This is a genomic window from Streptomyces sp. NRRL S-495 (genome assembly GCF_000966955.1).
Lineage (GTDB): Bacteria > Actinomycetota > Actinomycetes > Streptomycetales > Streptomycetaceae > Kitasatospora > Kitasatospora purpeofusca.
The window spans coordinates 1-21222 of the sequence record NZ_JZWY01000204.1; the positions used below are offsets into that span (position 1 = coordinate 1).

Consider the following 21222-nt stretch of genomic DNA (forward strand, 5'->3'; position numbering starts at 1 on the left):
CACCGGGGTCGTCGGCGGAGCTGCCGTCGGTGTCGGCGTCGGGGTCGGGCTTGCCGTCGGGTCCCCCGTCGGCGTCGGCGGGGCCGGCGCCGGGCGCACCGGCACCACGGTCCGGCCGGTGTTGTCGCTGGGACGGGGGTCGAGCACGGCTCCGGTGACCGACCAGTCCAGGGGCTGGTCGCCGGGCTCGACCCCGGTGACGGTGACCGTGACCGGCACGGTGGCGCCCGGGCGCAGCACGCCCAGGGCGCAGACCAGCGCCGCCGCGTCACAGGTGGCGCCGGGCGCGGCGAGGCCCGTGACGGTCACCCCGGTCGGGGGCGCGACGGTCAGCCTCGTCCCGGGCGAGGCGGCCGGGCCGTGGTTGACGACGTCCACCCGGACGGTCCCGGAGTCGCCCGCGGTGAGCGGCGCGGCCGTACCGGGTGCCTGGACCGCGAGGTCCACGGACTGCTGGACGCCCGGTTCCTTCTGGCGGCCCGGCAGCCCGGCGGTGAGCGGGGTGCGGGCCCCGGAGACCGCGTCCACCAGGGACAGCTTCTCCGGGCTGTTGGCGGCCAGGGCGGCCCGGGAGCTGATCACCAGCGTCCTGCCGTCGGAGCTCCAGGCGGCGTCGCGGGGCTGGAAGGGCCCGGTGGCGGTGGTGTCGGGCAGCTCCCGGCCGCAGGCCCCCGGCCGGTCGCGGGCCGCGTCGGGCAGCAGCACCCGGCAGCCGCCGCCCGCCGCGGCGACCAGCAGGATCCCGTTGCGCTCGTCGACCCGGCCGGCGCCGTTCTTGCGGTTGAAGGCGATGGTGGCGCCGTCCGGGGAGAACGCCGGGCTGTCGTCGACGACCTCGCAGGCGCCGGGGCAGTGGGCGGCGCTCAGGTCGCGCTGCCGGTCCAGACGGTCCACGGGCACGGTCCACACGTGCTTGTTGCCCCCGCCGCCGTTGATCACCTGGTTGCGGGTGAACGCCAGGGTCGTGCCGTCGGAGGACCAGGTGGGCTGGGCGTCGCCGCCCTGGAGCTGCCCCTCGGGCGGGACGATCACGCCCCGGACCACGCCGGTGGCGGCGTCCGCGATCAGGATCCGTCCGGGACCGGAGGCGTCGCCGACCCCGCCGGGGGAGGTCCGGGTGAAGGCCAGGTACCGGCCGTCCGGGGAGAAGGTCGGATCGGTGTCCCAGTCCCTGGGGCCGCGGCCCGCCAGCGGGAGCGCCGTCGGGCCGGAGCCGTCGGCGTCCGCGATCCAGATCCGTTCGATCCGCCCGGCCGGCAGGTTCGGTCCGGCCGGCGCGTCCTCGAAGCGGGTCACCACGATCCGGCGGCCGTCGGGTGTGTAGTTCTGCCGCTCGGTCCACGGGTCGTACCCGGTGGCGGGCCGGAACAGCGGGTCCTTCACCGGATCCGTCTCGGTGTCGGCCGCCGGGTCCTCCTTGAGCACGGTCCGGCCGAGGTCACGGGGGTCGGAGCCGTCCGGCCGGACGTCCTGCAGGGTCACCACGTGCGGGCCGTCCGCCGAGACGCGTTCGACCACCGCGCCACCGCCCTGGAGCGGGCCGAGCCAGGTGGCAGGGCCGACCTCGCGGTCCTCGCTGAGCACCACCGTCGGTTCGTCCTCCGAGAGCGCCTTCACCCGGAAGACGTGGTCCCAGTCGCCCTCACAGGTACAGGTCCGGTCCGGGCTGAGGAAGAGCAGGTCGTTCCCGTCGGGCAGCCAGCTTGCCCCGTGCGTGCGCCACTGGGCCCGCGGGCCTGCCAGCAGCGGCCCGCCGGTGCGCCCGTCGGTCCACCGCAGCCGGGGCCCGTCCGGTCCGGTGGCGGTGTACGCGATCCGGTCCCGGGTCGCCGCCCCGTCCACCGGGTTCCACACCGGCTCGGTGCCCGCGCCGTCGGCGGGGTCGGAGACCCGGGTGGCGGGCCCGCCCCGCAGCGGCCGGACGTAGACCTGCCGGCCGGCGGCCCGGTCGGCGTCGGAGGAGTACGCCAGCCGCGCGCCGTCGGGCGAGACCGTGGGGTGCTCCTCGTTCGCGGGGGTGTCGGTCAGCCGGGTGAGGCCGGTGCCGTCGGTGCGCACCAGCCACAGGTCGCGCTGGGTGCCACCGGCCCCGGCGGGCCGGGCCGCGTCGAAGACGACCGACCGGCCGTCCGGCGTCAGCCGCGGGTTCGCCGCGTCCAGACCGCTGGTCAGGCGGTGCACCGAGCCGTCGGCGGAGCGCAGGTAGACCTGCGGGGCCTGCTCGTCGCGGCGGCTCGCGAAGACCAGCCGGTCGCCCAGGGCGGCGGGCTGGACGTCGAAGTGCGCCGGGCCCTCGCCGAACAGCGGGGGGCTCGTGGCGTCCGTCGCCACCCGGCCGAGGCTCCGGTGGCGGGTACCGGCGTACGCGATCCGGCTCTCCCCGGCATCGGCCGCCGCGGCCCGGGCCCCGGTGCCGGCCGCGGGGGGCCGGTCCCCGGCGCCGCCCGGCCCGGCGGCCGTCGTCACCGCGAGCAGGGGCACCAGCAGCAGCAGCGCCGCACCGGCCCTGCTCCAGTGGTGTCGCCGACGGCCGGAGCCACCCGTGCCCATCACGGTCCACCTCACAGTCCGGTCCAGCATCCATGTCCGACCGTGCCACCCTGCCGGTCCGCGGCCGCGGACCGGCAGGGCCCCGGGGCCGCGCCCGGGGGAAGCACCGGCTGCGCTTTCGGGCAGCCGGTGCCGGTCCGGTCCGGTCAGATCAGCCCGTTGCGCAGCGCGTAGCCGACGGCGTGGGAGCGGTTGCGCAACTGGAGCCGGGTGATGACCTCGTGCAGGACGTTCTTGACGGTCCGTTCGGAGTACGAGGTGTTGCGCGCGATCTCCGCGGTGTCCAGGCCCTCCGACACCAGGCGCAGCATGTCCGCCTCGCGCGGGGTCAGCGTGGACAGGGACACCGCGTGCGGGTCGAGGGCCGACCGCTGCAGGCTGCCGACGTGGTCGAGGAGCTTCGCGAGCAGGTCGCCGGGCAGGACGCCCTCACCGTTCGCCATCGCCAGGACCAGCCGCAGCAGCCGGTCCTGGTCGGCCTCCGCGCGCCGCAGCACCGCGGTGACCCCGCACTCGATGGCGCGCTGCAGGGCGTCACCGGAGTCGAAGGTGCCGACCACGAGCCCGGTGCGGGTGGCGGAGTTGTGGCGCAGCCGGTACAGCAGGGCGGTCGTCTCGTCGTCCACGCTGTCCACGGCGACGAGCGAGACCCGCGCTTCGTGCGCGTCGGCGCCGTCGACCAGTTCTATCTCGGGCCGCTGGCGCAGCTGTTGGACGATCCCGACGTGCAGGACCGGGTCCGAGGCGTACACGGCCACGGTGACCCGTCCGCCGGGCTCGCCGGCCGCCGCGTTGTGCGCGGCCCGGGCGTGGGCCGGGCCGTGGGCGGGGCCGTGGGCCGGGGCGCGGCCCTGGGGCGGGACGGTCGGCCGCGTGGTGCCGGTGCCGGACGGGTGGACGGTGCCGATGAGGTCGGTGTGGAGCATGAGGCGTACCTGTTCCATGATGCGTATGAGGGGAGTCCTGCGAGGTCCAACGGCAACAAAGCTCCTGGGTGGGGGAGTTGGGTGGAGTTCGCGGGGGCATCGCGGCTGCCCGGGGCCTTGCCCCCGCGTCCGTGGAGGCGGGCGGGGCGGCGGCGTAGCGTCGCGGCGTGACGACCCCAGCAGCCACTCCCAGCCCCGGTGCGCCCGGCCTCGACATCCCGTCGGTGACGGTGACGCCGGGCGGTACCGCGACCACCAGCCTGACCGTTCGCAACGACGGCGACATCGTCGAGGCGTACCGCCTGGAAGTCGTCGGTGACTGCGCGGCCTGGACGACGGTCGAGCCCGACCGCGTCTCGCTCTACCCCGGCACCTCGGAAACGGTGACCATCCGTCTGGCGCCCCCGCGTTCGCCGCGGGTGCGGGCGGGCGAGGTGCCACTGGCCGTACGGGTCCTGCCCACCGAGCACCCCGAGGCGGTCAAGGTCCCCGAGACCACCGTACGGGTCGAGGGATTCCGGCAGCTCCGGGCCGAGAGCGCTCCCAAGCGCCGCCACGGCTGGCTGCGCGGACGCTACCGCCTCGCCGTCCACAACGAGGGCAACCGCCCCGTCCAGGTGGGATTCACCCCGGCCCAGCCCGGCGAGGACCTGAAGTTCGACATCCGCCCCCCGGCTCCGAAGCTGGAGCCGGGCGAGTCGGTGGAGGTGGCGCTGCGGGTCCGCGCCGGGAGGCCCGTGTGGTTCGGGAAGGCGGCCACCTGGCCGTTCACCGTCACCGTGGCCGAGACCGTGGCAGCGACCGGGGCGAAGGCCGGAGCGGAGAGCGGCGCGAAGGCCGGGGCGGAGACCGTGGCGAAGGCCGGGGCCCGGGCCGACGAGGCCGGTGACGCCACTGAGGACGACCGGGAGCGACCGCGCCCGGAGGCCGAGTTCGTCCAGATACCGATCTTCCCGACCTGGCTGCTGGCGGTCCTGGCGGCGCTCCTCGCGCTGCTGCTGGCCTGGTTCCTGCTGGTGCGTCCCGCCGTGCGCAGCACCGCGAAGGAGGCCGCCGACCAGGCGGTGCAGCAGCAGTCGACCCCCACCGAGGAGCCGGCCGCCGGCCGGACCCCGGCGGCGGGCCCCGGGCAGCCGGGCTCCGGGGCCGGGAGCACCCGGCCCGGGGCGGGCGTCGGCGGTACCGGCGCGGGAACGGGCACCGGAACGGGAACGGGCACCGGGACGGGCGGCGACATCGGGACCGGATCGGGTGGCGGGCAGCAGAGTTCGGCCACCATCGACCTGACCACGGCCGGCGGGGAGACCAAGGTCGGCACCTACGTCGTGCCCGTGGGCAAGGCGTTCGGGATCACGGACATCGTCGTCGCCAACTTCCAGGGCGACGAGGGCGTCGTGACGATCGGGTTCGGCGACCGCAAGATCACGACGATCGCGCTGGAGACGTTCCGTAACCAGGACTACCACTGGGTCACCCCCATCAGGATCACTGAGAACCAGACCGTGACGGTCCAGGTGACCTGTGCGAAGCCGGGCACTCCGGCCACTGGCCTGCAGGCCCAGGAGTGCCACGAGGTGCTCAACGTGAGCGGTGTGTTGAGCGACCTCAGGTGAACAGATGCCGTACGCATCGTCTGTCAGGTTGTCCCGTGAGAAAAGGTGAGCCTGCGTCATTCCGGCTGAAAACCGACGGTTCGGACGCCGGGAGGGCACCTTGCGCGTGACCGTACATCCTCATTTCGGCGGCCCCGGGCGGCTCCGGCCGGACGTTCGAATGTGAACCTGACGGTCACTCAAATACGGCTGGATCCGATCCCTCATCGGCGCCCGCCCGACCGTTCGGGCGCCGACGGGGCAGGACGGCGGCCGTCCCCGGCGTATCGGTGAGTACCGAGGGCCGGCCCGCGCTACGGGCCGGCCCTCGTCGGATGCCGGGACGCGTCACGAACCGGCGCGCCTGCGGGCCGTGTCGCCGGCCAGCGACCGGTCGTGCCGGTACGCCTCCTCCGCCCAGCTCGCGAGGTCCCGCAGCTCGGCCTTGAGCTCGTCCCAGGTCTTCATCAGGGAGCCCATGGTCCTGATCTCGAAGGGGACCATCATGGCGCCCTCCTCCTCGTGCGGGGCGATCTGGTTCATGCCGCCGAACACGCTCTGCTGAGGGATCTGGGGGACGCCCTTCAGCGTCGACTCGGCGAACGTGAGGAGGGACACCGGGAGGCCGTCGATCTCCCGGGTGGCCTCGTCGCGGAACTCCAGGTTCGCGCTGCCGTCGCCGGGATCCTCCTGGAAGTGTGCGAGCAGGTCGACGATCACCTCGCTGTTGGCCGACAGGAAGTCCTGGAACCCGGGGTCGAGGAGCGCGCGGACGTCCGTGAGCTGCGAGCGGGACAGCACGACCGTCAGGTTCTTGATCTGGCCCTGGTCCTGGTCCTGCGCGAGGTAGTCGGCCATGGCCGCGACCTGCATGAAGAACAGCTGGCTGTAGCCGTCCAGGGCGTCCGTCTCCAGCCGCTTGCGCTTGCGCGCCGACTCCTGGCCCTGCACGTACCGGGCCACGACCTGCTCGGCGAACGTCTTCGACTGCGAGAGCCGGAACCGGGCGCGGGGGAGCGGCGCCCCCGGGGCCTGGGGAGCGGCATCCCGGAGGTGGTCGAAGAACATCGGCATCCCGGCGAGCGGCACACCGACCGAGTAGTGGACGAACAGCCCGTCGCCCATGCCCGGGGCGCCGGCGTAGTCCGGGAAGTCGAGGTCCGGGGCGATCCGGGCGTCCTGCCCCGCGGGCAGGATCTCCAGCTCCAGGCCCATGCCCGCCAGCGGGGTCTTCCCGGTCTGCCCGTAGAACGCCTCGCGCACCGTCCTGATCTCGTCGACCAGCTGTTCGAGGGTCTCCGGCCCGGACTCGCCGGCGGTGCCGACGACCGCGACCGCGCCGGTCACGAACTCCAGGTTCGAGTAGGCGGCGCCGTCGTTCAACGACCGCGAGTCGGAGACCAGCTTGAAGTCGCCCGCTGTGCTCTGGGCCAGGTCGGTGTCGCCCTCGTACTTCTCGCCCCTGGCGTTCTCGACGGGCATGTCGATCTCCGTCTCGAACCCCAGTTTCCGCTGCACGGCGGGCTCGGCGGCCCCTGCGGCGTGGCCCGGCTCCGCCCGCTGGACCGCCTCCGGCCGGCCCGCCGGCCGCGCCATCACCCGTCGCGCGTTGGCCTCGGCCTCGCGCTCGAAGGAGTCACCGGGATCGCTGACCCGCAGCCCGTCCCCCCGGTCGGTACCGGCGACGGCCCCCTTCCGCTGCTGGATCACATGGGTCAACTCGTGCGCGAGGGTGTGCCGGTCGCCGCCCCCACGCCCGATGACGACGTCCCGGCCGGACGTGTAGGCCCGCGCACCGATCTCGGCGGCGGACCGCTGGGCGGCCGCGCCGGTGTGCAGCCGCACATCGGAGAAGTCCGCCCCGAGCCGCCCCTCCATCTCCTCGCGCACCGGCCCTTGCAGCGGCCGCCCGGCCCCCCGCAGCACCTCGTGCACACCGGACCGCTGGACAGGCTCCGGGCCCTGTTCCCCCCGCCCGCCCCGCGCCATCCGGGCCACGACCGCGTTGCCGATGCTCCGCTGCAGCTCACGGGCCTGCTCCGGGGACATCGCCCCCACCACGGGCCCGCTCACCCGCGCCTCCCGGGTCCTGCGGTCACCTCCGCCGACCCGCTCGCCGCCGTTCCCCCTGCGATCGTCCGCCCTCGCGCGCACTGGCCCTCCCGGTCGCCTACCGCTGTCCTCCCCTCCCTACACCGTCGGCACCTGTCGCTCCCATCCCCGAAAGTGCACCCCTGGGTCCATGCCTCCTGCCCGACCCGGGCCGACCGGACCCGCAGCACCCGCGGGCCGGTGCGGCCGCGCCCGCGGCGGTGAAACCGCGCGACGGTATTCGTGCGCCTGACAGGCCCGAATTCGCGCTCTACCGGAGTAACCTGGAAGGTGCCGGAGAACTTACCGGCAAGAAGCGATCGCGAGGAGGTAAATATGCAGATTAGTGAAGCAGGAGCCCTGATTCTGCGACTCGTGGTCGCGAGATCCCACCCCAGCCTTTCGGTCGGGAGCTGACGGGACCACCTTGGTGGCGGGGGCGCAGGTACAAATCCTGTTGTTTCAGATCAGCATCATGCAGGGCGTGGGCCGTTTTCGCGGAGACGCGAAAGCGGCCTTTTGTTGTGTTCGCCGCGTGGTAGGCCGGGAATAAGTCGTCGTGCATGAACGTCAGGTTCGGTTCATTCCCCCACCCGGCCGGTGTCGTACGCCCACATGGCGATTTCAACCCTGTTCCGGGCGCCGATTTTGGTCAGCAGACTGGCGACGTGGGTCTTGGCGGTCGTCAAGCCGATGAACAGCTCGGCGGCGATCTCGGCGTTCGTGCGGCCGCGGGCGACCAGCCTCAGCACCTCCTCCTCGCGTTCGGTGAGCGGCTCGACCGGTTGGGTCCGCCGGCTCGACGGTTCCCTGGCGGCGAGGGTGGCCAGCAGCCGCCGGGTGATGTTCGGCGCGATCAGGGCATCGCCGACGGCGGCGGCATGGACGGCCTGGACGAGCAGCGCCGGCCCGGCGTCCTTGAGCAGAAAGCCTCGGGCGCCGGCCCGGAGCGCGCCCTGGACGTACTCGTCGAGGTCGAATGTCGTGATCACCACTACCGCGATCGGGTCCGGGACGCCCCGCCCCGCGAGGAGCTTGGTCACCTCGATGCCGTCGAGCCCTGGCATCTGGATGTCGACCAGGCACACGTCGGGGCGGAGCCGATGCGCCAGCTCGACGGCGGCGTGGCCGTCGGCGGCCTGGCCGACGACCTCGATGTCGGGCTGCGCGTCAAGGATCATCGACAGGCCGGTACGCACCAGATCCTGGTCGTCGGCCACCAGCACGCGCACCGTCATCGGCGTACCTTCGTCGGCAGTTCGGCGTCGACCGCCCACCCGCCCTCGGGTGCCGGCCCGGCCCGCAGCGTGCCGCCGAGCAGCTGCGCACGCTCGGTCATCCCCAGCAGCCCGAAGCCGTGGTTCACCGACCGTGCCGGGTCGATCTGTCCGTCGTCGGTCACGCGTAGTCGCAGCCTTCCCGCGCCCCCGACGACCCGGATCTCGACACGCGAGGCGTTGTGGGCGTGCCGCAGGGCGTTGGTCAGCGCCTCCTGCGCCAGCCGGTAGACCGCCGCGTCGACCTGGGGCGGAAGTTCGTCCAGGTCGTCCGGCAACTCTACGTCGACGACCGGGACCGGGGCGCGTCGGGCGAGGGACAGCAGGTCGGCAACGCCGGGCTGGGGGGCGTACTCCGCCGGCGCTCCGTCGCGCAGCACCCGGACCATCGCCCGCATCTCCACGAGCGTCCGCGACGCTTCCCCTTCGATGACCGCCAGCGCCTCGAGCGCCGCTTCAGGTCGCTGCCCGGCCGTCGCCCGGCCCGCCTGCGCCTGCACAGCGATCGCCGAGACGTGGTGGGCGACCATGTCGTGCAGCTCGCGCGCGAGGCGGACCCGCTCCTCGCTGCGGCTCTGCTCCAACGCCCGGCGCCAGCTCTCGGCGCGGTAGCGGAACGCCGCTCCGTCCGCCGCCGCCGCCAGGACGGCGAACCCGCCGATGACGTCGGCCGGCCCGGTGTAGTCGGCGACCGTACCGATTCCCGCAGCGACCGCCACCACCGCCAGGCCGATCACGATCTCGCGTCCCGAGCCCCAGCGGACCAGCGCGTAGACGAGCACCAGGAGGTAGATCATCGTGTCGAGGCCCACGCTCGGGGCCCCGCCCAGCAGGCTCGCCAGTCCCAACGCCAGCACGGTGCCGAAGGCCACCACGACACAGGCCAACGGGTGGGTACGCCGCCACAGCAGCACCGGCGCAAGCCCGACCGCCACGATCGTCGCGAACGGCCGCCAGGCGACGTCGCCCCGGAGGACTCCCTCGAGCAGCGCCGTCACCGTCAACACCCCGACCAGCACCCAGTCGCGCGACACCCGTTCGGGAGCGTCCGTGGCGCGGGGCTCGGCCCACAGCGAACTCAGGGCGTTGGTGGTCACACGCCCAGTCTAGGGACCGCCGAGGCGTCGGGGACCGACCGAAAGAACGAGACGCCGCTCCTCCCAACAGCCGAGACGGGTCCGGCCTCGACACCGATGCACCCGCCGCCGGGCTCGGCGACCGTGGACCTACCGATCCCCACCACAACGACGGAGCCCACGATGAGAACACGTCAACCCACCACCACCGCACTGGAAGACCCGCGGATCCCGGTGAGAGTCAAGCTCGCCGCAGCGTGGACGAGCTTCATGTTCCTGTACGTCTACGTGGACATTCTCGCCTTCTTCAAGCCCGGCGTCATCGATGACATCAAGGGCGGCGTCGTCTGGGAGTTCGACATCAGCCAGACCTTGTTGACCACCTTCCTCGCGATCATGGCGATCCCGATCCTCATGGTCGTGCTGTCCATGACGCTGCCCGCCCGGGCGAACCGCATCACGAACCTCGTCGTGGCCTCGGTACAGGTCCCCTTCGCGGCATTCAACGCGGTGGGCGAGTCCTGGACGTACTTCTACGGCCTCGGCGTCGCACTGGAAGTGATCGTTCTCGCCCTCGTCCTGCGGTACGCCTGGACCTGGCCCCGCACCACACCGCCGACGACCACGGCGACCGGCCCGGACCGTGAAACCGTTCGCGCCCAGCAGCAGGCGTGAACCCAGGAGCAGCCCCCGTCCCCTTCGGAGCCATCTGCCTCGGTGCCGCAGCGCGGGCCTCCCGGCGGTGGGACACCAACTACCACTGGGACGTCGCGCAGGGGCCTTCCAAGGCCCCTGCCGATCGGATGTACACACAGGCCCACCGCATCGTCGACACCGCCCCCAAGTGCGGCAACGTCGCCGTCCGCGTCACTGGCACCCGCCACGACGAGCCGACGTATTAGGTCCGCCGGTCCTCACCGAACACCCAGTAGGTCCCCGATCATGACTTCGGGCACCCCGGCCAGGATCCTCCCCCTGCTGATCGCGGAAGCTGCCGAGCAGGCCCGCGGCGCCCCCCGCCCACCGCCCTGCCCGGCCTCGACCAGGAGTGGCTCCCGGGGGAGATCGTGCGGATGATCGGGACGGGGAGTCGGTTCACCTGGACCGGCCCGACCGGCTCCTGCTCTTCCCCAAGTGGCCCCTGGGCCCAGCCTCCTGAGGAGCCCTGCCTGTGTGTGGGGCTGTCAGAAATCGCGCAGTTCGACTCGCCGCGAGGACAGATGGAGGTCGGCCTCCGCGCCGCGGAACGCGGATTCGACATTTCGCCGGCCGGTGCCCTCGTGCGGCCAGGTCCGGCGGGCCGTCGAACAGCCCCCAGTCCGCCGGCGGCTCGGAGGGGATCGGCAGAACGCCGGCCGCGTGCTCGATCGCCAGCTCCTCCGGGGTGCGGCCGAGCACGGCGGCCAGGTCCCGCAGGATCTGCGCCTCCAGCACCGAGGTGGCTGTTGCGCACCGGCGATCCGGCATCCTGCGGATCATGACCTACTGGGATCCGATAGTTCGTCTACCGTCAGCCGGTCGAGGTCGTCGGCGTCCACGAGTTGACCTGCGCCGGGGCGTGTGACCCCTTCGGGGCGTACGGAGGGGACGGCGACCGTCACTTGGAGCTCGGAGCTGGTCCGGGACTGGTGGGGTGAGCGCGGCAGAGCGCGGGAGTGGGCTCTGCGGGTGGGGCGGGGTGAGTGGGCGACCTCCGAACGCGAGCAGTTCCGGGATGCCGCTGCGGGGGCCTGGGCGCACCTCGCCCACCTGGACCACGGCCTTGGGGAGGGTGGGTAACCGTCAGCAGGGGCGAATTAAACATCCGGATTCCACGTACCAAATCCATGCCAACCGGACTCACTCCATTCAGATGAGCGATGTCTTGACTACAGAGAGATAGTGCAATATCACATAACAGTGCTGCTGGACGGACCAGGAGCTCTGCACACAGGAGAAGCACCTCATGACTCGCAAGATGCTGACGACGGCCGCCGCTACGGGTGCCCTGGCACTCGCTCTCGCCGGCGCGACCCCGGCCGTCGCTGCCGGTACCGCCGCCACCACCGCCACGGCCGAGACCGCCACGGAGGTCTGCGACGCCTCCGGCCTGCAGTCCGGCCTCTGGACCAAGCTCTGCTACACGGTCACCGAGGACGGCGTCCAGTTCACCGGCCGGATCGGCCTGGCCGGCCCGCCGAGCCCCGACAGCCCGCCCCTGCGGACGAAGCTGGTCGACGCGGCCCTGACCACCGACATCGAGGGCGGCGAATCGCTCGGCACCGTGCAGCAGTCCCTGCTCTTCCGGGCCACCACGCTGGAGATCGCCGGCTACGGCGGCACCGTCCCGTGCGGCTCGACCGTCACCGCGACCTTCTCCGTCTCCGCAGACGGCTGGTACACCCACCCGATCAGCACCAGTGTGGTGGTGCCCTGCTGATGCCCAGAGCGGCACGGGCCCGAAGACGGCCGGACAGACCCCGGCCGCCGGTCCCGCATCAGCCCCGAGCCCGTTCCGCAGGACCCGGCCACGGTGTGATCAGCGGGTGGCGCGGCAGGAGCCGCGCCACCCGCCTCCGGGCGGGCCCCAGGCGAACGGCGACCGCCGGCCTCCGGGGGACCGGCGCCGTCGGACCGCGCCCGCTCCGCGTCAGGTAACGGTGCCGCTTGCGCCGGACTCGATGCGCGCAGTGAGCCCGTCCGGCAGGGCCGTCCTGTGGTGGGACTGAGTCCGGCCCGGAACACGACGAGGGTTCAGCTTCTGCGGATAGACCGCACTGGCTTCGGTGCGGCTCGGACTCTCGTTCGATCGGCAGGCCTCGTGATCGGTATGACAACGGCTTCTCAGCACAACGGAATGACCTGTCGGACCCGGCCAGTATGTTGCTGACCATGACCTCCGTGAACGCCGTGAACCCCCGCGCTCGGACCAGCCGGCGTACCACCCGCGCCCCTGTGCCCATCTCCGGGAACGCTTCCCGCAACTCCGCCGCCACCCTCGAGGTGATCCCCCTGTGGGCCGCACCTCACGCCACCGCCCCCCAGGCCCACGGGGTTTCGCGATGTTGCCGTCCAGGTGATGTGACGTAGCTAGCCTGGGAGGACGTCTGCGCCAACCTGTTTGAGGCGCTCGATGAGCAAGATGACCGGCGGATCGGCGCGTCATTGGCATCCTGGGATGACGACCGCAAGCAAGGACGACATCGTCCACCTGACGCGCAAACAGTTGAGGGGCTACCGGCGCGCGGGATTCACCTGGGCGGAGATCAAGAAACTTGATCGCGCAGTAGGCCGCGGAGAGCGCGAGATCACCATTCGCTCGGCCACACGTGAGATAACAGTGATCCTGGACGGCTGACAGTCGGTACCGGAGCCACCCGAACCCACGGCGCGCCATAAATGGCAGAGCCATGTTCGGCTGCTGCGGCCCGACCGCCGGGCCGGGACCACGCCGCCGATTTCCCGGCCGCCCTCGCCCCGTCAGGCCACCCGGTGGATCACCAGTCATCCCGACCACCTGCGCGAGGACGACCAGCGGCAGCTCAAGGCGCTACTGACCCGCTCATCCGAGCTCGCGGCCGCCTCCGGCCACGTCCGCACCTTCGCGGCCATCATGACCAACCACGAGGGACACCGGCTGTGGCTCTGTTCATGAGAACGGGTTCTGGCTCGCTTTCCGTGAAGCGCGCACGCTGAGTGACGATGACGCTCGGATCGGCCTTCGAGAACTTGCCTGAAAATGACCAGTGCCGATCTTGGTGTGGGCGACAGTGCGGCGTCGTGGAAGAGACGTTGCCTCGGCTGGAGGAGCTGTTGTTCCCGTCCATCGCGGACGTGGCCGTACTATCGGTGGACTTGAACGACGAGGCGATCAGCATCGGGGCCCGAAGTACGGCCGCTGGGGCAGCGTGTTCTGACTGTGGGAGCCGATCGAGTCGAATACACAGCTCCTACCTGCGGTTTCCAGCCGACGTACCCAGTGCGGGACGGCGGGTGGTCCTCTGCCTTCGGGTCCGCAGGTTCTTCTGTTCGGACGATTCATGCGGACGGCGGACGTTCGCCGAGCAGATGTCAGGGTTGACGCGGAGGCACAGCAGGTGGACCGAGCGGTTGCGTTCGACGCTTGCCGCGGTCGGTCTCGCCCTCGCTGGCCGGGCCGGCGCCCGGATGGCACGGGTCTTCGGGGTGTCCGTCAGCCGCAGCGCGGTGTTGCGGTTGCTCGACGCGTTGCCTGACCCGGAGACGCCGACACCACGGGTGGTCGGCGTCGATGAGTACGCCATGCGCAAGGGCCGCGTCTACGGGACGATTCTGGTCGATGTCGAGACTCGACGGCCGGTTGATCTGTTGCCCGACCGGGAGGCGTCCACCCTGGCCAAGTGGCTGGCGCAGCGCCCCGGAATCGAGGTCGTCTGCCGGGATCGAGCTCCGTTCTTCGCGGAAGGTGCCACGGCCGGGGCGCCTCAGGGGTCCAGGTTGCTGACCCGTGGCATCTTTGGCACAACCTCGGCGAGGCCGCTGAACGGTGCGTCGCCGATCACCGAGCTTGTCTACGGGGCACGGCGCCCGAGCCACCCCGCCCGGTTGAGGAGCCCAATGCCCCCACCGACAGCTCTGGCTCGCCGTGGCCCGCCGGCCACCGATTCGCCGACCGGACTCGGGCCAACCATGCGGCCGTCCACGCGTTGCTCGCCACTGGTCACAGCCGCCGCGCGATCCAACGCCAACTCGGCATGACGTACCGCACTGTCAAGCTCCTCGCCGACGCCACCGCACCCGAGGATCTCTTCCGCGGCCAATGGCAGGGGCGCCCTTCCGTACTCGATGAGTACAAGCCCTACCTGGACCATCGTTGGAACCAAGGCTGCCCCAACGCCTGGAAGGCATGGGAGGAGATCGTGCCGCTCGGCTACAAGGGCAGCTACCAGCGAGTTCGCGCCTACTTCCGCGCCAAGCGTCTCTCGACAGATCCGGTCACTGCACCGCCGCCTTCACCTCGCACGGTTGCTGGCTGGATCCTCCGCCACCCCGACACCCTCACCGAGGCGGAACAGCTACGCCTCAAGGCCGTTCTGGTCCACTGCCCCGAACTGGATGCACTCACCGGACACGTCCGGTCCTTCGCCGAGATCCTCACCGAGCGGCAAGGCCAGCGGCTGCCCGAGTGGCTCGACGCCGTCCGCAACGACAACCTGCCCGGCCTCCACACCCTCGCCGCGGGCATCGACCGAGACCGTGACGCTGTCATCGCCGGTTTCACCCTGCCCTGGAACTCGGGCGTCGTAGAGGGGCACGTCAACCGGATCAAGATGCTCAAACGGCAGATGTTCGGCCGAGCCGGGTTCCTGCTCCTCCGAAAGCGAGTACTGCTCTACAGGTGACCGACGCGTCAGGACGGCTGTCCCGCTGGCTCCTACCCCTCATCGATTCGGCGAGGAGCCACGCCGACCAAGTTCTCCATGGCGTGAGGCAACGGTCCGAAGCTGGCAACCCAGGTCTCGACGAGATAGATCACGCCCCTTCATCGTCAGCACCTCAATGCGGCTGCGCTTCATCCTGCCGCAGGAGGAGTGACGGCTCTGTGCGGGTTCCCGGGACCGGCCGGTTCACGGGCCGGGGCGGAGAATTCGTGAAAGGGAATTTCCCTGGTCAGGGCTACGTGGAGGTGGCGCACTGGGCGGAGGAGGACCACAAGGTCCTGGTGTTCACCGATGACGGGATCACCCTGGACTACCGCAACGGGAAGGAGTCGTCGTTTGGGAACGAGTTGGCGAAGGTGTTCCTGATGCTGGCGTCGATCTTCGCGGAGAGGGAGCTGAAGCGGATCAAGGCGAGGGTGGCCGGTGCGCACAAGCACTTGCGGAAGACGGACCGTTGGGCGGGAGGGCAGCCGCCGTCCGGGTACCGGATCGTCGACCGGCCGCGTGGCGGTCGGACGTTGGAGCAGGAACCGGTTACCTCCGAGGCCGTCCGCCACATGGGCAGGCTGCTGAAGGGGGCAGAGCCAGTGGATGATCGCTGCGGCTCTGGAAACCGCAGGCTTCGACACTCCCGCCACCTATGTCTTCAAGCACCAGGGCGACACGTACGCGAGCGAGCGCAAGGCCCCACCGGCCAACCAGTGGAACGCCTACAGCATCGGCAAGATCCTCCACTCCCCGGTCACCATGGGCTACAACTCGTCCAAAGCCCGCAAACTCGCCCGCGACGAGAAGGACCTGCCGACCCGCATCGTCCAACCCCTCTTCACTGACGAGGAATGGGCCGCCATCCAGGCCGCGATGGACGAACTCTCGGTGACCCGCGAACACGCGAAAGGCGCTGCTCCGTGGCTCGGGGAGGTGTATTGCGGCCGATGCGGCGATCCGCTCTGCAGACAGGAGAACCACGCCCGCAACGGCCGGGTCTACGAGTACTACCGGTGCGTCAGGAGAACCGGCAAGCCCGCGTGCAAGGGGCAGTCCGTCAAGGCGGGGCGGTCACAGCCGCGGTCGCCGCACTGGTCGACCGCCTCGCCGGACTGCTCATTACAGTCCGGAAGTTCGTCCCGGGCGAGGACCACGCCGAGCAACTGAACCATGTCGCCCAGGCCATGAAGGACCTCCGAGACGAGAAACGTCGCGGTCTGTTCGACTACCCGGGCGGCGACGACGAGTACTCCGAAGCCCTCGAAGTCCTCGTCGACGAACGCCGCCGCCTCGCCGCCCTCCCACAACGCCCCTCCGCCTGGATCGTTGTCGAAACCGGCCAGAGCTTCGCCGGCCCCTGGACCCACGTCGACCAGGAACACCGCCGCCAACTGCTGATCGGCCTCAAAGCCAGGCTCTACATGACGCCGGCCACCGAGGGTTGGCACCTACCAGTCAGCCTTTCGAGGCAGGTCGAGTAGGACGAGCCGCCCCGGCGCCCGCCGTCGTCAACCAAGGGCACTACTGCAGTACCGCTGCCGTTTATGGGGTGTGCGGTAGAGGACGCCTGCAACAGGGCGGCCGTGGTGCGATTCGTGTCCTGGCGCGGACTGCGGAACCCTCGCATCGATTGCGGCAGTCCGCGCCTTCGCTACCTCGAACGCGTTACCTCGGCCGGCCGGGTGCCGCCGGATTCGGTATGCGCCAATTGAAGACCCACACCCCTTGGGAGTGAGTGGCTCCGAGGACCCGCCCCGCGTTCCGGAGCCAAGGGTTCGCCTTCTGGAACGGCGCGAAGTTGTCGTTTGAGATGATGACCCCATTGACCTCGTCGGCGATGCTGATCACCAGCGCGTCGCCCCGGCCCTCGGTCCCGGCAGGGGGCTGCACAACCTTCCCATCAGCGATGGCAGCCTCCACCAGCAGACGCTCTCCGGCGGACACATCGTGGCGCAGCGTGGCGTCGACCACAATATGAATGTCGCGGTCGGGATGCTTGAACCGCAGTGATCGGATCGCCGCCTCCAGTGCCGCGAAGCTCGGTTTGCCACCCGCCGTGCGCGGAGGCCGACCGTTCCAAGCAAGGTTGGAGCCGTCCACGATGAGCGGCGGCGCCTCGGCGCTCGTGTGGGCTGAACGGGGTGCGGAATGCGGCGGGGCGGGCTTAGGTGCCCCATTCCCCTGGCCGCTGGCCTGGGCTTGCTTCGGGTGGGTCGGCGTGGCGGCGGGCCGGGCAGCCGGGGCGAGGGTGAGTAGGCGGTCGAGTTCCTTCCTGACCTCCGGCAGGACGTTCCCGTCCCCGAACACCTTCACTTCTCCGTCGAGGACGACCTCTCCGGTCTTCTGAAGGGTCGCCTTGACGGTCAGCAGTCCTTCCTTGCTGTAGGTGTACTCCAGATCGAAGACCCTATCCTCGCCTGTGCACGGCCGGGGGTACGTGAGGACGAGGTCAGCCAGTTTGACGTTGTCCGGGTGGTCTACATCGCGGTCCGGGTCTCCCTCCCAGACCTCCACGGTCAGGCGGGAGACGTTGTCCTTGTGCGGTTCGTATGACTTCATGCGCTGCTGGGGCAGGCGCATGTTCCGGTCGATGAGGGCGCTGAATCCTCGCCGACCCTCGCGGTCCTTGGTGATCGTGCCGAGGGCGTGCGTGTTGACCACACGGATGATGCTGTTCAGCTCGCCGTCCATGGCCGCCGCGCTGATCGCGGCTCCTTCGGCCACCGCAGTCATGGGGTCGCACAGTGCGGTGTCGACGAGTTCGCAGTCGAGCGCTTCGGAGACCGCGGTGCGTACCGCTGGGATCTGGCTGCTGCCACCGATCATCAGTACGGCAGTGAGATCCCGGGGATCCATCCGGGCCTGCTCCAGGCATTCTTCCACGGGATCGAGCGCACGGCTGATGAGGTCCTGGATGGCCTCGGAGAACTCGTCCTGTCCGATCTCGACGAGGGCACCGTCAGGCGTCTGGACGCCGACCGACTCTTGATGGGAGAGCAGGATCTTGGCCCGCTCAATGTCAAGGGCGAACATCCGCTTCTCTGAATCGCTCCAGCGCCCGCGAGCGGGCGCCCGGTCGAGGACCATGCTGCGCAGCCGAGCGTCGATCTCCAGGCCGCCGAGGCGGCTCACTCCTCGGCTCGCCTTTTCGTCGAAGAAACCGTCGTCGTGCAGGAGCAGGGTGGCGTCCATCGTGCCGCCGCCCCAGTCGAAGACCAGGAACTCGCCGTCGACCTCCATCTCGTGGGCGTAAGCGATCGCAGCTGCCGTCGGTTCGTTCAGCAGCGTGCGGACCGTGATTCCGGCGGCACGGGCTGCCTCGCGCGTACGGAACCGGGCCGCGCCGGTCGCGTTGGCGGGCACCGTGACGACGGCCTCGCGGATCTCGGTGGCGGCTTCCTCCTCGGCGGCCCTGGCGATGGCGTGGAAGACGCCGGCCGCGGCGGTGGTCGCAGCGAACCGTTCACCGCCCAGCTTGACGAACGGTTCCTCCCGCAGCATCCGCTTGCACGCCTCGACGGCCTGCTCAGAACGGAGTTTCGCCTCCCAACCGAATAGCGTGCCCGGCCGCAGGGAACTCGTGCCGACAACCGACGGGTAGAGCAGCTCGAAGCCCCTGCGCCTCCAGTTGGCGTCCAGGCCTTGCCCACCGACCTCGAGCAATTCGACGTACTCGCCGTTCCACTGTGCGGCGACAGAGTTGGTGGTCCCGAAGTCAATTCCGGCTGCCGTCATGCTTCCTCCCCCCACCCCGTAGCAGCGGGGCCGGCGACGCGCCGGAGTTGTCCCGCAAGAATGACTTTCCCTGTCAACTCGTCGACGTATGCCGGACTCAGCAACTCGAGGGCGTCTCCCGTGCCCTCCGTCACTACGAACCGGTCGCTTGCTTCTGGTTCCGTGACTCGCAGCAGCCGCAGTTCTCGCAGATGTGCGCTCATCGCACTCTCGACCACCTCGCGGCTGTCTCCGGCGCGGGACCGAAGCAGCGCGTCGATTTCGGCGAGGCGTCCGGCAAACTGGGCGCGCGTACGGAATTCGTCCAGCACCGCCTTGCGCACGGCCGCGGCAAGCACCCCAGGCGGCGGCACCTCGTCGGACCCGGCAGCCTCCAGCGCCTCCGGGACGCGTTCCACAACTCCCTTGATCACCGTCATCGCGTCGATCGGGTCGGGGCGGACGGGAGAATCACCAGCGCTCGTCCGCACCGACTCGGCCGAGGGCTGGGAGCCCCGTTTCCTGTGACGCCTCAGGCCCCCAGGTTTATGGGGTGGCTCCGAACTCCTCGCACCGGCCAGTACCCGGCCGCAGACTGGGCAGCGGAGGCGGGGGCGCTCGCTCCTGGGAGACTTCTCATTCTTTGCAGACATCAGGCTCGGCTCTGCTTCGTTCGGGTAGGGGCGGTGAACCAGGAAGCGGACGTCGCAGCGGTCATCGCGGGGAACTGTGGCGGTCGAGATGGGGGGCAGTAGTCCGGAAATCGCCGAGGAGTTCGACGGCGGCGCGGGCGCGGATGGCCTCCAACTCGTCGGCACTTGTCATCGGGGTCCGGCGGGGCAGGGCTTCCACCGGAGGCACAAGATGTCGCGGCACCTGAGAGGGTATGACGTACCGCGGCGGGTCAAGTGGCAACCGGTAGAAGACATCCCAGCCCGCTTCTTCGCGCAGCGCGCCACGAATACGGTCCTCGGCCAAGTTCAGAGCGGACTGGGCCTTGGCATCTCCCTCGTGGTGACGGAATATCTCCCGGCAACGTTCCTCCCAACCGTCGGCACCGTGATCCAGACCGATGTCAAGGAACGGATTGCTGAACGGGCTGCGGTCGTTCCGCTTCGTCCCCCTCCACGCGCGCAGGAGCCGGAGGTTCCGCTCGGCTGCGGCACCGCGCTGCGCCGCAGCCTTCTCGGCGTGTTCTTCGGCGGAGTCGAGCAGTTTCTTCCGTGCTACAGCCGATTCGAGCGTCTCGCTCTGTTGCATCGCCGCGTACGCGGCGATGGCATGCCCCTCCTGGACCAGCTCTGCGGGGACCTTCCGGCCGCTACCGCCGCGGGTGAGGGAATGCGCCTGAAGTGCCGCCGCCTCCGTCTCGCCGGCCCTGACCAGGTTGTAAGCCCGGTTCGCGCCGACGAGTGCGTAGAAGGGACTGCGTCCGGCGTCGATGAGCTCCTGTGGCTTCCACAGAGTTGCCATCAGGCGCCAGAGCCCGCGGTCCTCACCCATGCTCAGCGGCCATTGACCGGACACAGCGCCCGACTTGAGATCGCGCAATTCGATCTGCTGGGCTCGGGGCAGAGCGGCGTCAAGCGCATCGAGAGCGGCTGTGTCTCCGTCCAGTACGACGTCGTACAGGAGGTCCCACGGATCGTCCGGTTCCTGCCGGATGAGCGTCTCGCCGCTCATGAAGGCCTGTCGGCGTAGATAGGCCTGCCAGCCGAGTTGTCGCGCCTCCTCATCGGTAGTCTTCTCCGGTACGAGGCGCGCACGCAGATAGAGACTCTCCTGGTCATCGCGTGCCTGCCAGGGCATGTCCTCGGCCAGGAGACCACCACGGTCTATCAGATCGTCGATGACGGTCAGCGGAGCCCAGGCGAGAAGCTCGTCCAGGAAGCGGTTGGGGATGGGGATCGCGCCACGGGTGACCGCGGTCGCAAAGAGGGAGTATGCGGGACCGCCTGTCACTGAGAGGGCACGCTTGCCGACGAGGTCCAGGCCGGGCGCTGTCGAACACAGCAATCGGCACCGTTCCAGGCCCGCCTCGTTGATCCAGCGCACTCCGGTGCCCCAGAGGTTGCGCATGTGGCCGAGGACCGACGCCGCCGACAGGTGGCTCAGCCCGGTCTGGACCGCGGGCAACAAGACCTCGCGGTCCGGATCCCCTCCGAGCGCCCGCGTGAGCACTGCCCTCTCCGTTTCGGGTATTCCGGCGAGCGCCACCATCTCCGAAAGCATTGCCAGCACGGCTTCGACGGCCTCGCTGCCCCCGACACCGAGCCAACGCCACTTGCGCAGGACGAAACCGCTCACACCCGAGGGACTCTGCCCCTCCCGGCGTTCATTTGCCCGTGTCAGGCGCTCTCGTTCCACGGCCTTCGCCGCGCGCCGGGCGGCGACCGGGTCCGTCATCTCGTGCACAGCCGACAGGCTACCCGGACGGCCTGACAATCCATCTGGTCTCGTACGTATCGTGACCTTGGCGAGAGGTGGCTCGGGATCGCTGGCGGAGCGCCGTGGAGCAGGGTCATTCTCCGTACTCCCTCAACAGCTTGCTCATGCTGGCCCGGGCAGTCCAGATGAACCCCACCGACACCCGCTACGACCAGCACATC

General features: G+C 70.4%; 16 protein-coding genes. 8 read left to right on the forward strand and 8 right to left on the reverse strand.

The annotated features are described in order from the left end of the window. Together VR45_RS12710 and VR45_RS12715 are read right to left on the reverse strand one after the other, a co-directional pair. Nucleotides 1-2550: DUF11 domain-containing protein (locus VR45_RS12710; RefSeq protein WP_045939819.1), on the reverse strand; the 2550-nt coding region annotated here is incomplete at its 3' end. Nucleotides 2551-2696: 146 nt separating this feature from the next. Further along, nucleotides 2697-3494, reverse strand: a complete 798-nt coding sequence (locus VR45_RS12715; RefSeq protein WP_234325954.1) for a response regulator transcription factor — start codon at nt 3492-3494, stop codon at nt 2697-2699. A gap of 149 nt (nt 3495-3643) precedes the next feature. On the opposite strand from VR45_RS12715, the gene VR45_RS12720 reads away from it, so the two are divergent. Further along, complete coding sequence (locus VR45_RS12720; protein WP_078896467.1) at nt 3644-5089, forward strand: hydrolytic protein; 1446 nt, start codon at nt 3644-3646, stop codon at nt 5087-5089. Nucleotides 5090-5416: 327 nt separating this feature from the next. Here VR45_RS12720 and VR45_RS45565 read toward each other — a convergent pair whose 3' ends face one another. The 3 genes from VR45_RS45565 to VR45_RS12735 form a co-directional block, all read right to left on the reverse strand. Further along, a complete protein-coding gene (locus tag VR45_RS45565; RefSeq protein WP_052709039.1) occupies nt 5417-7117 on the reverse strand; it encodes a DUF4157 domain-containing protein in 1701 nt (566 codons plus the stop codon). A 623-nt stretch (nt 7118-7740) separates the two neighbouring features. Beyond that, entirely contained in the window at nt 7741-8397 is a 657-nt protein-coding gene (locus VR45_RS12730) for a response regulator transcription factor (RefSeq protein WP_045939821.1), read from the reverse strand. After that, nucleotides 8394-9533, reverse strand: coding sequence for a sensor histidine kinase (locus tag VR45_RS12735; protein WP_045939822.1), 1140 nt, complete (start codon nt 9531-9533; stop codon nt 8394-8396). Before VR45_RS12735 ends, VR45_RS12730 begins: the two co-directional genes overlap by 4 nt. 162 nt (nt 9534-9695) lie before the next feature. On the opposite strand from VR45_RS12735, the gene VR45_RS12740 reads away from it, so the two are divergent. From VR45_RS12740 to VR45_RS12775, 7 genes are all read left to right on the forward strand, one after another. Then, the gene (locus tag VR45_RS12740) at nt 9696-10187 is read left to right on the forward strand and encodes a DUF6326 family protein (RefSeq protein WP_045939823.1); all 492 of its coding nucleotides are present in this window, start codon (nt 9696-9698) and stop codon (nt 10185-10187) included. Nucleotides 10188-11457: 1270 nt separating this feature from the next. Next, on the forward strand, nt 11458-11931 hold the full coding sequence (locus VR45_RS12755) for a hypothetical protein (protein ID WP_045939826.1): 474 nt from the start codon (nt 11458-11460) through the stop codon (nt 11929-11931). A 693-nt stretch (nt 11932-12624) separates the two neighbouring features. Beyond that, the gene (locus tag VR45_RS12760) at nt 12625-12849 is read left to right on the forward strand and encodes a hypothetical protein (protein WP_159394199.1); all 225 of its coding nucleotides are present in this window, start codon (nt 12625-12627) and stop codon (nt 12847-12849) included. 344 nt (nt 12850-13193) lie between these two features. Beyond that, nucleotides 13194-14228, forward strand: coding sequence for an ISL3 family transposase (locus VR45_RS48570; protein WP_234325955.1), 1035 nt, complete (start codon nt 13194-13196; stop codon nt 14226-14228). After that, a complete protein-coding gene (locus VR45_RS48575) occupies nt 14177-14872 on the forward strand; it encodes a transposase (protein WP_234325956.1) in 696 nt (231 codons plus the stop codon). Before VR45_RS48570 ends, VR45_RS48575 begins: the two co-directional genes overlap by 52 nt. 630 nt (nt 14873-15502) lie before the next feature. Next, on the forward strand, nt 15503-16066 hold the full coding sequence (locus VR45_RS12770) for a recombinase family protein (RefSeq protein ID WP_045939828.1): 564 nt from the start codon (nt 15503-15505) through the stop codon (nt 16064-16066). 17 nt (nt 16067-16083) lie between these two features. After that, entirely contained in the window at nt 16084-16380 is a 297-nt protein-coding gene (locus VR45_RS12775; RefSeq protein WP_045939829.1) for a hypothetical protein, read from the forward strand. Between the two features lie 184 nt (nt 16381-16564). Here the strand turns inward: VR45_RS12775 and VR45_RS12780 are convergent, their stop codons facing one another. The 3 genes from VR45_RS12780 to VR45_RS12790 all read right to left on the reverse strand — a co-directional run bounded on the left by VR45_RS12780 (nt 16565) and on the right by VR45_RS12790 (nt 21019). After that, nucleotides 16565-18634: an Hsp70 family protein gene (locus tag VR45_RS12780; RefSeq protein WP_045939830.1), complete on the reverse strand. Its 2070-nt coding sequence runs from the start codon at nt 18632-18634 to the stop codon at nt 16565-16567. Beyond that, entirely contained in the window at nt 18631-19053 is a 423-nt protein-coding gene (locus VR45_RS42270) for a hypothetical protein (protein WP_052709043.1), read from the reverse strand. The genes VR45_RS12780 and VR45_RS42270 overlap by 4 nt, the downstream gene beginning before the upstream one ends. A gap of 274 nt (nt 19054-19327) precedes the next feature. Then, entirely contained in the window at nt 19328-21019 is a 1692-nt protein-coding gene (locus tag VR45_RS12790) for a hypothetical protein (RefSeq protein ID WP_045939840.1), read from the reverse strand. Between the last annotated feature and the right edge of the window lie 203 nt (nt 21020-21222).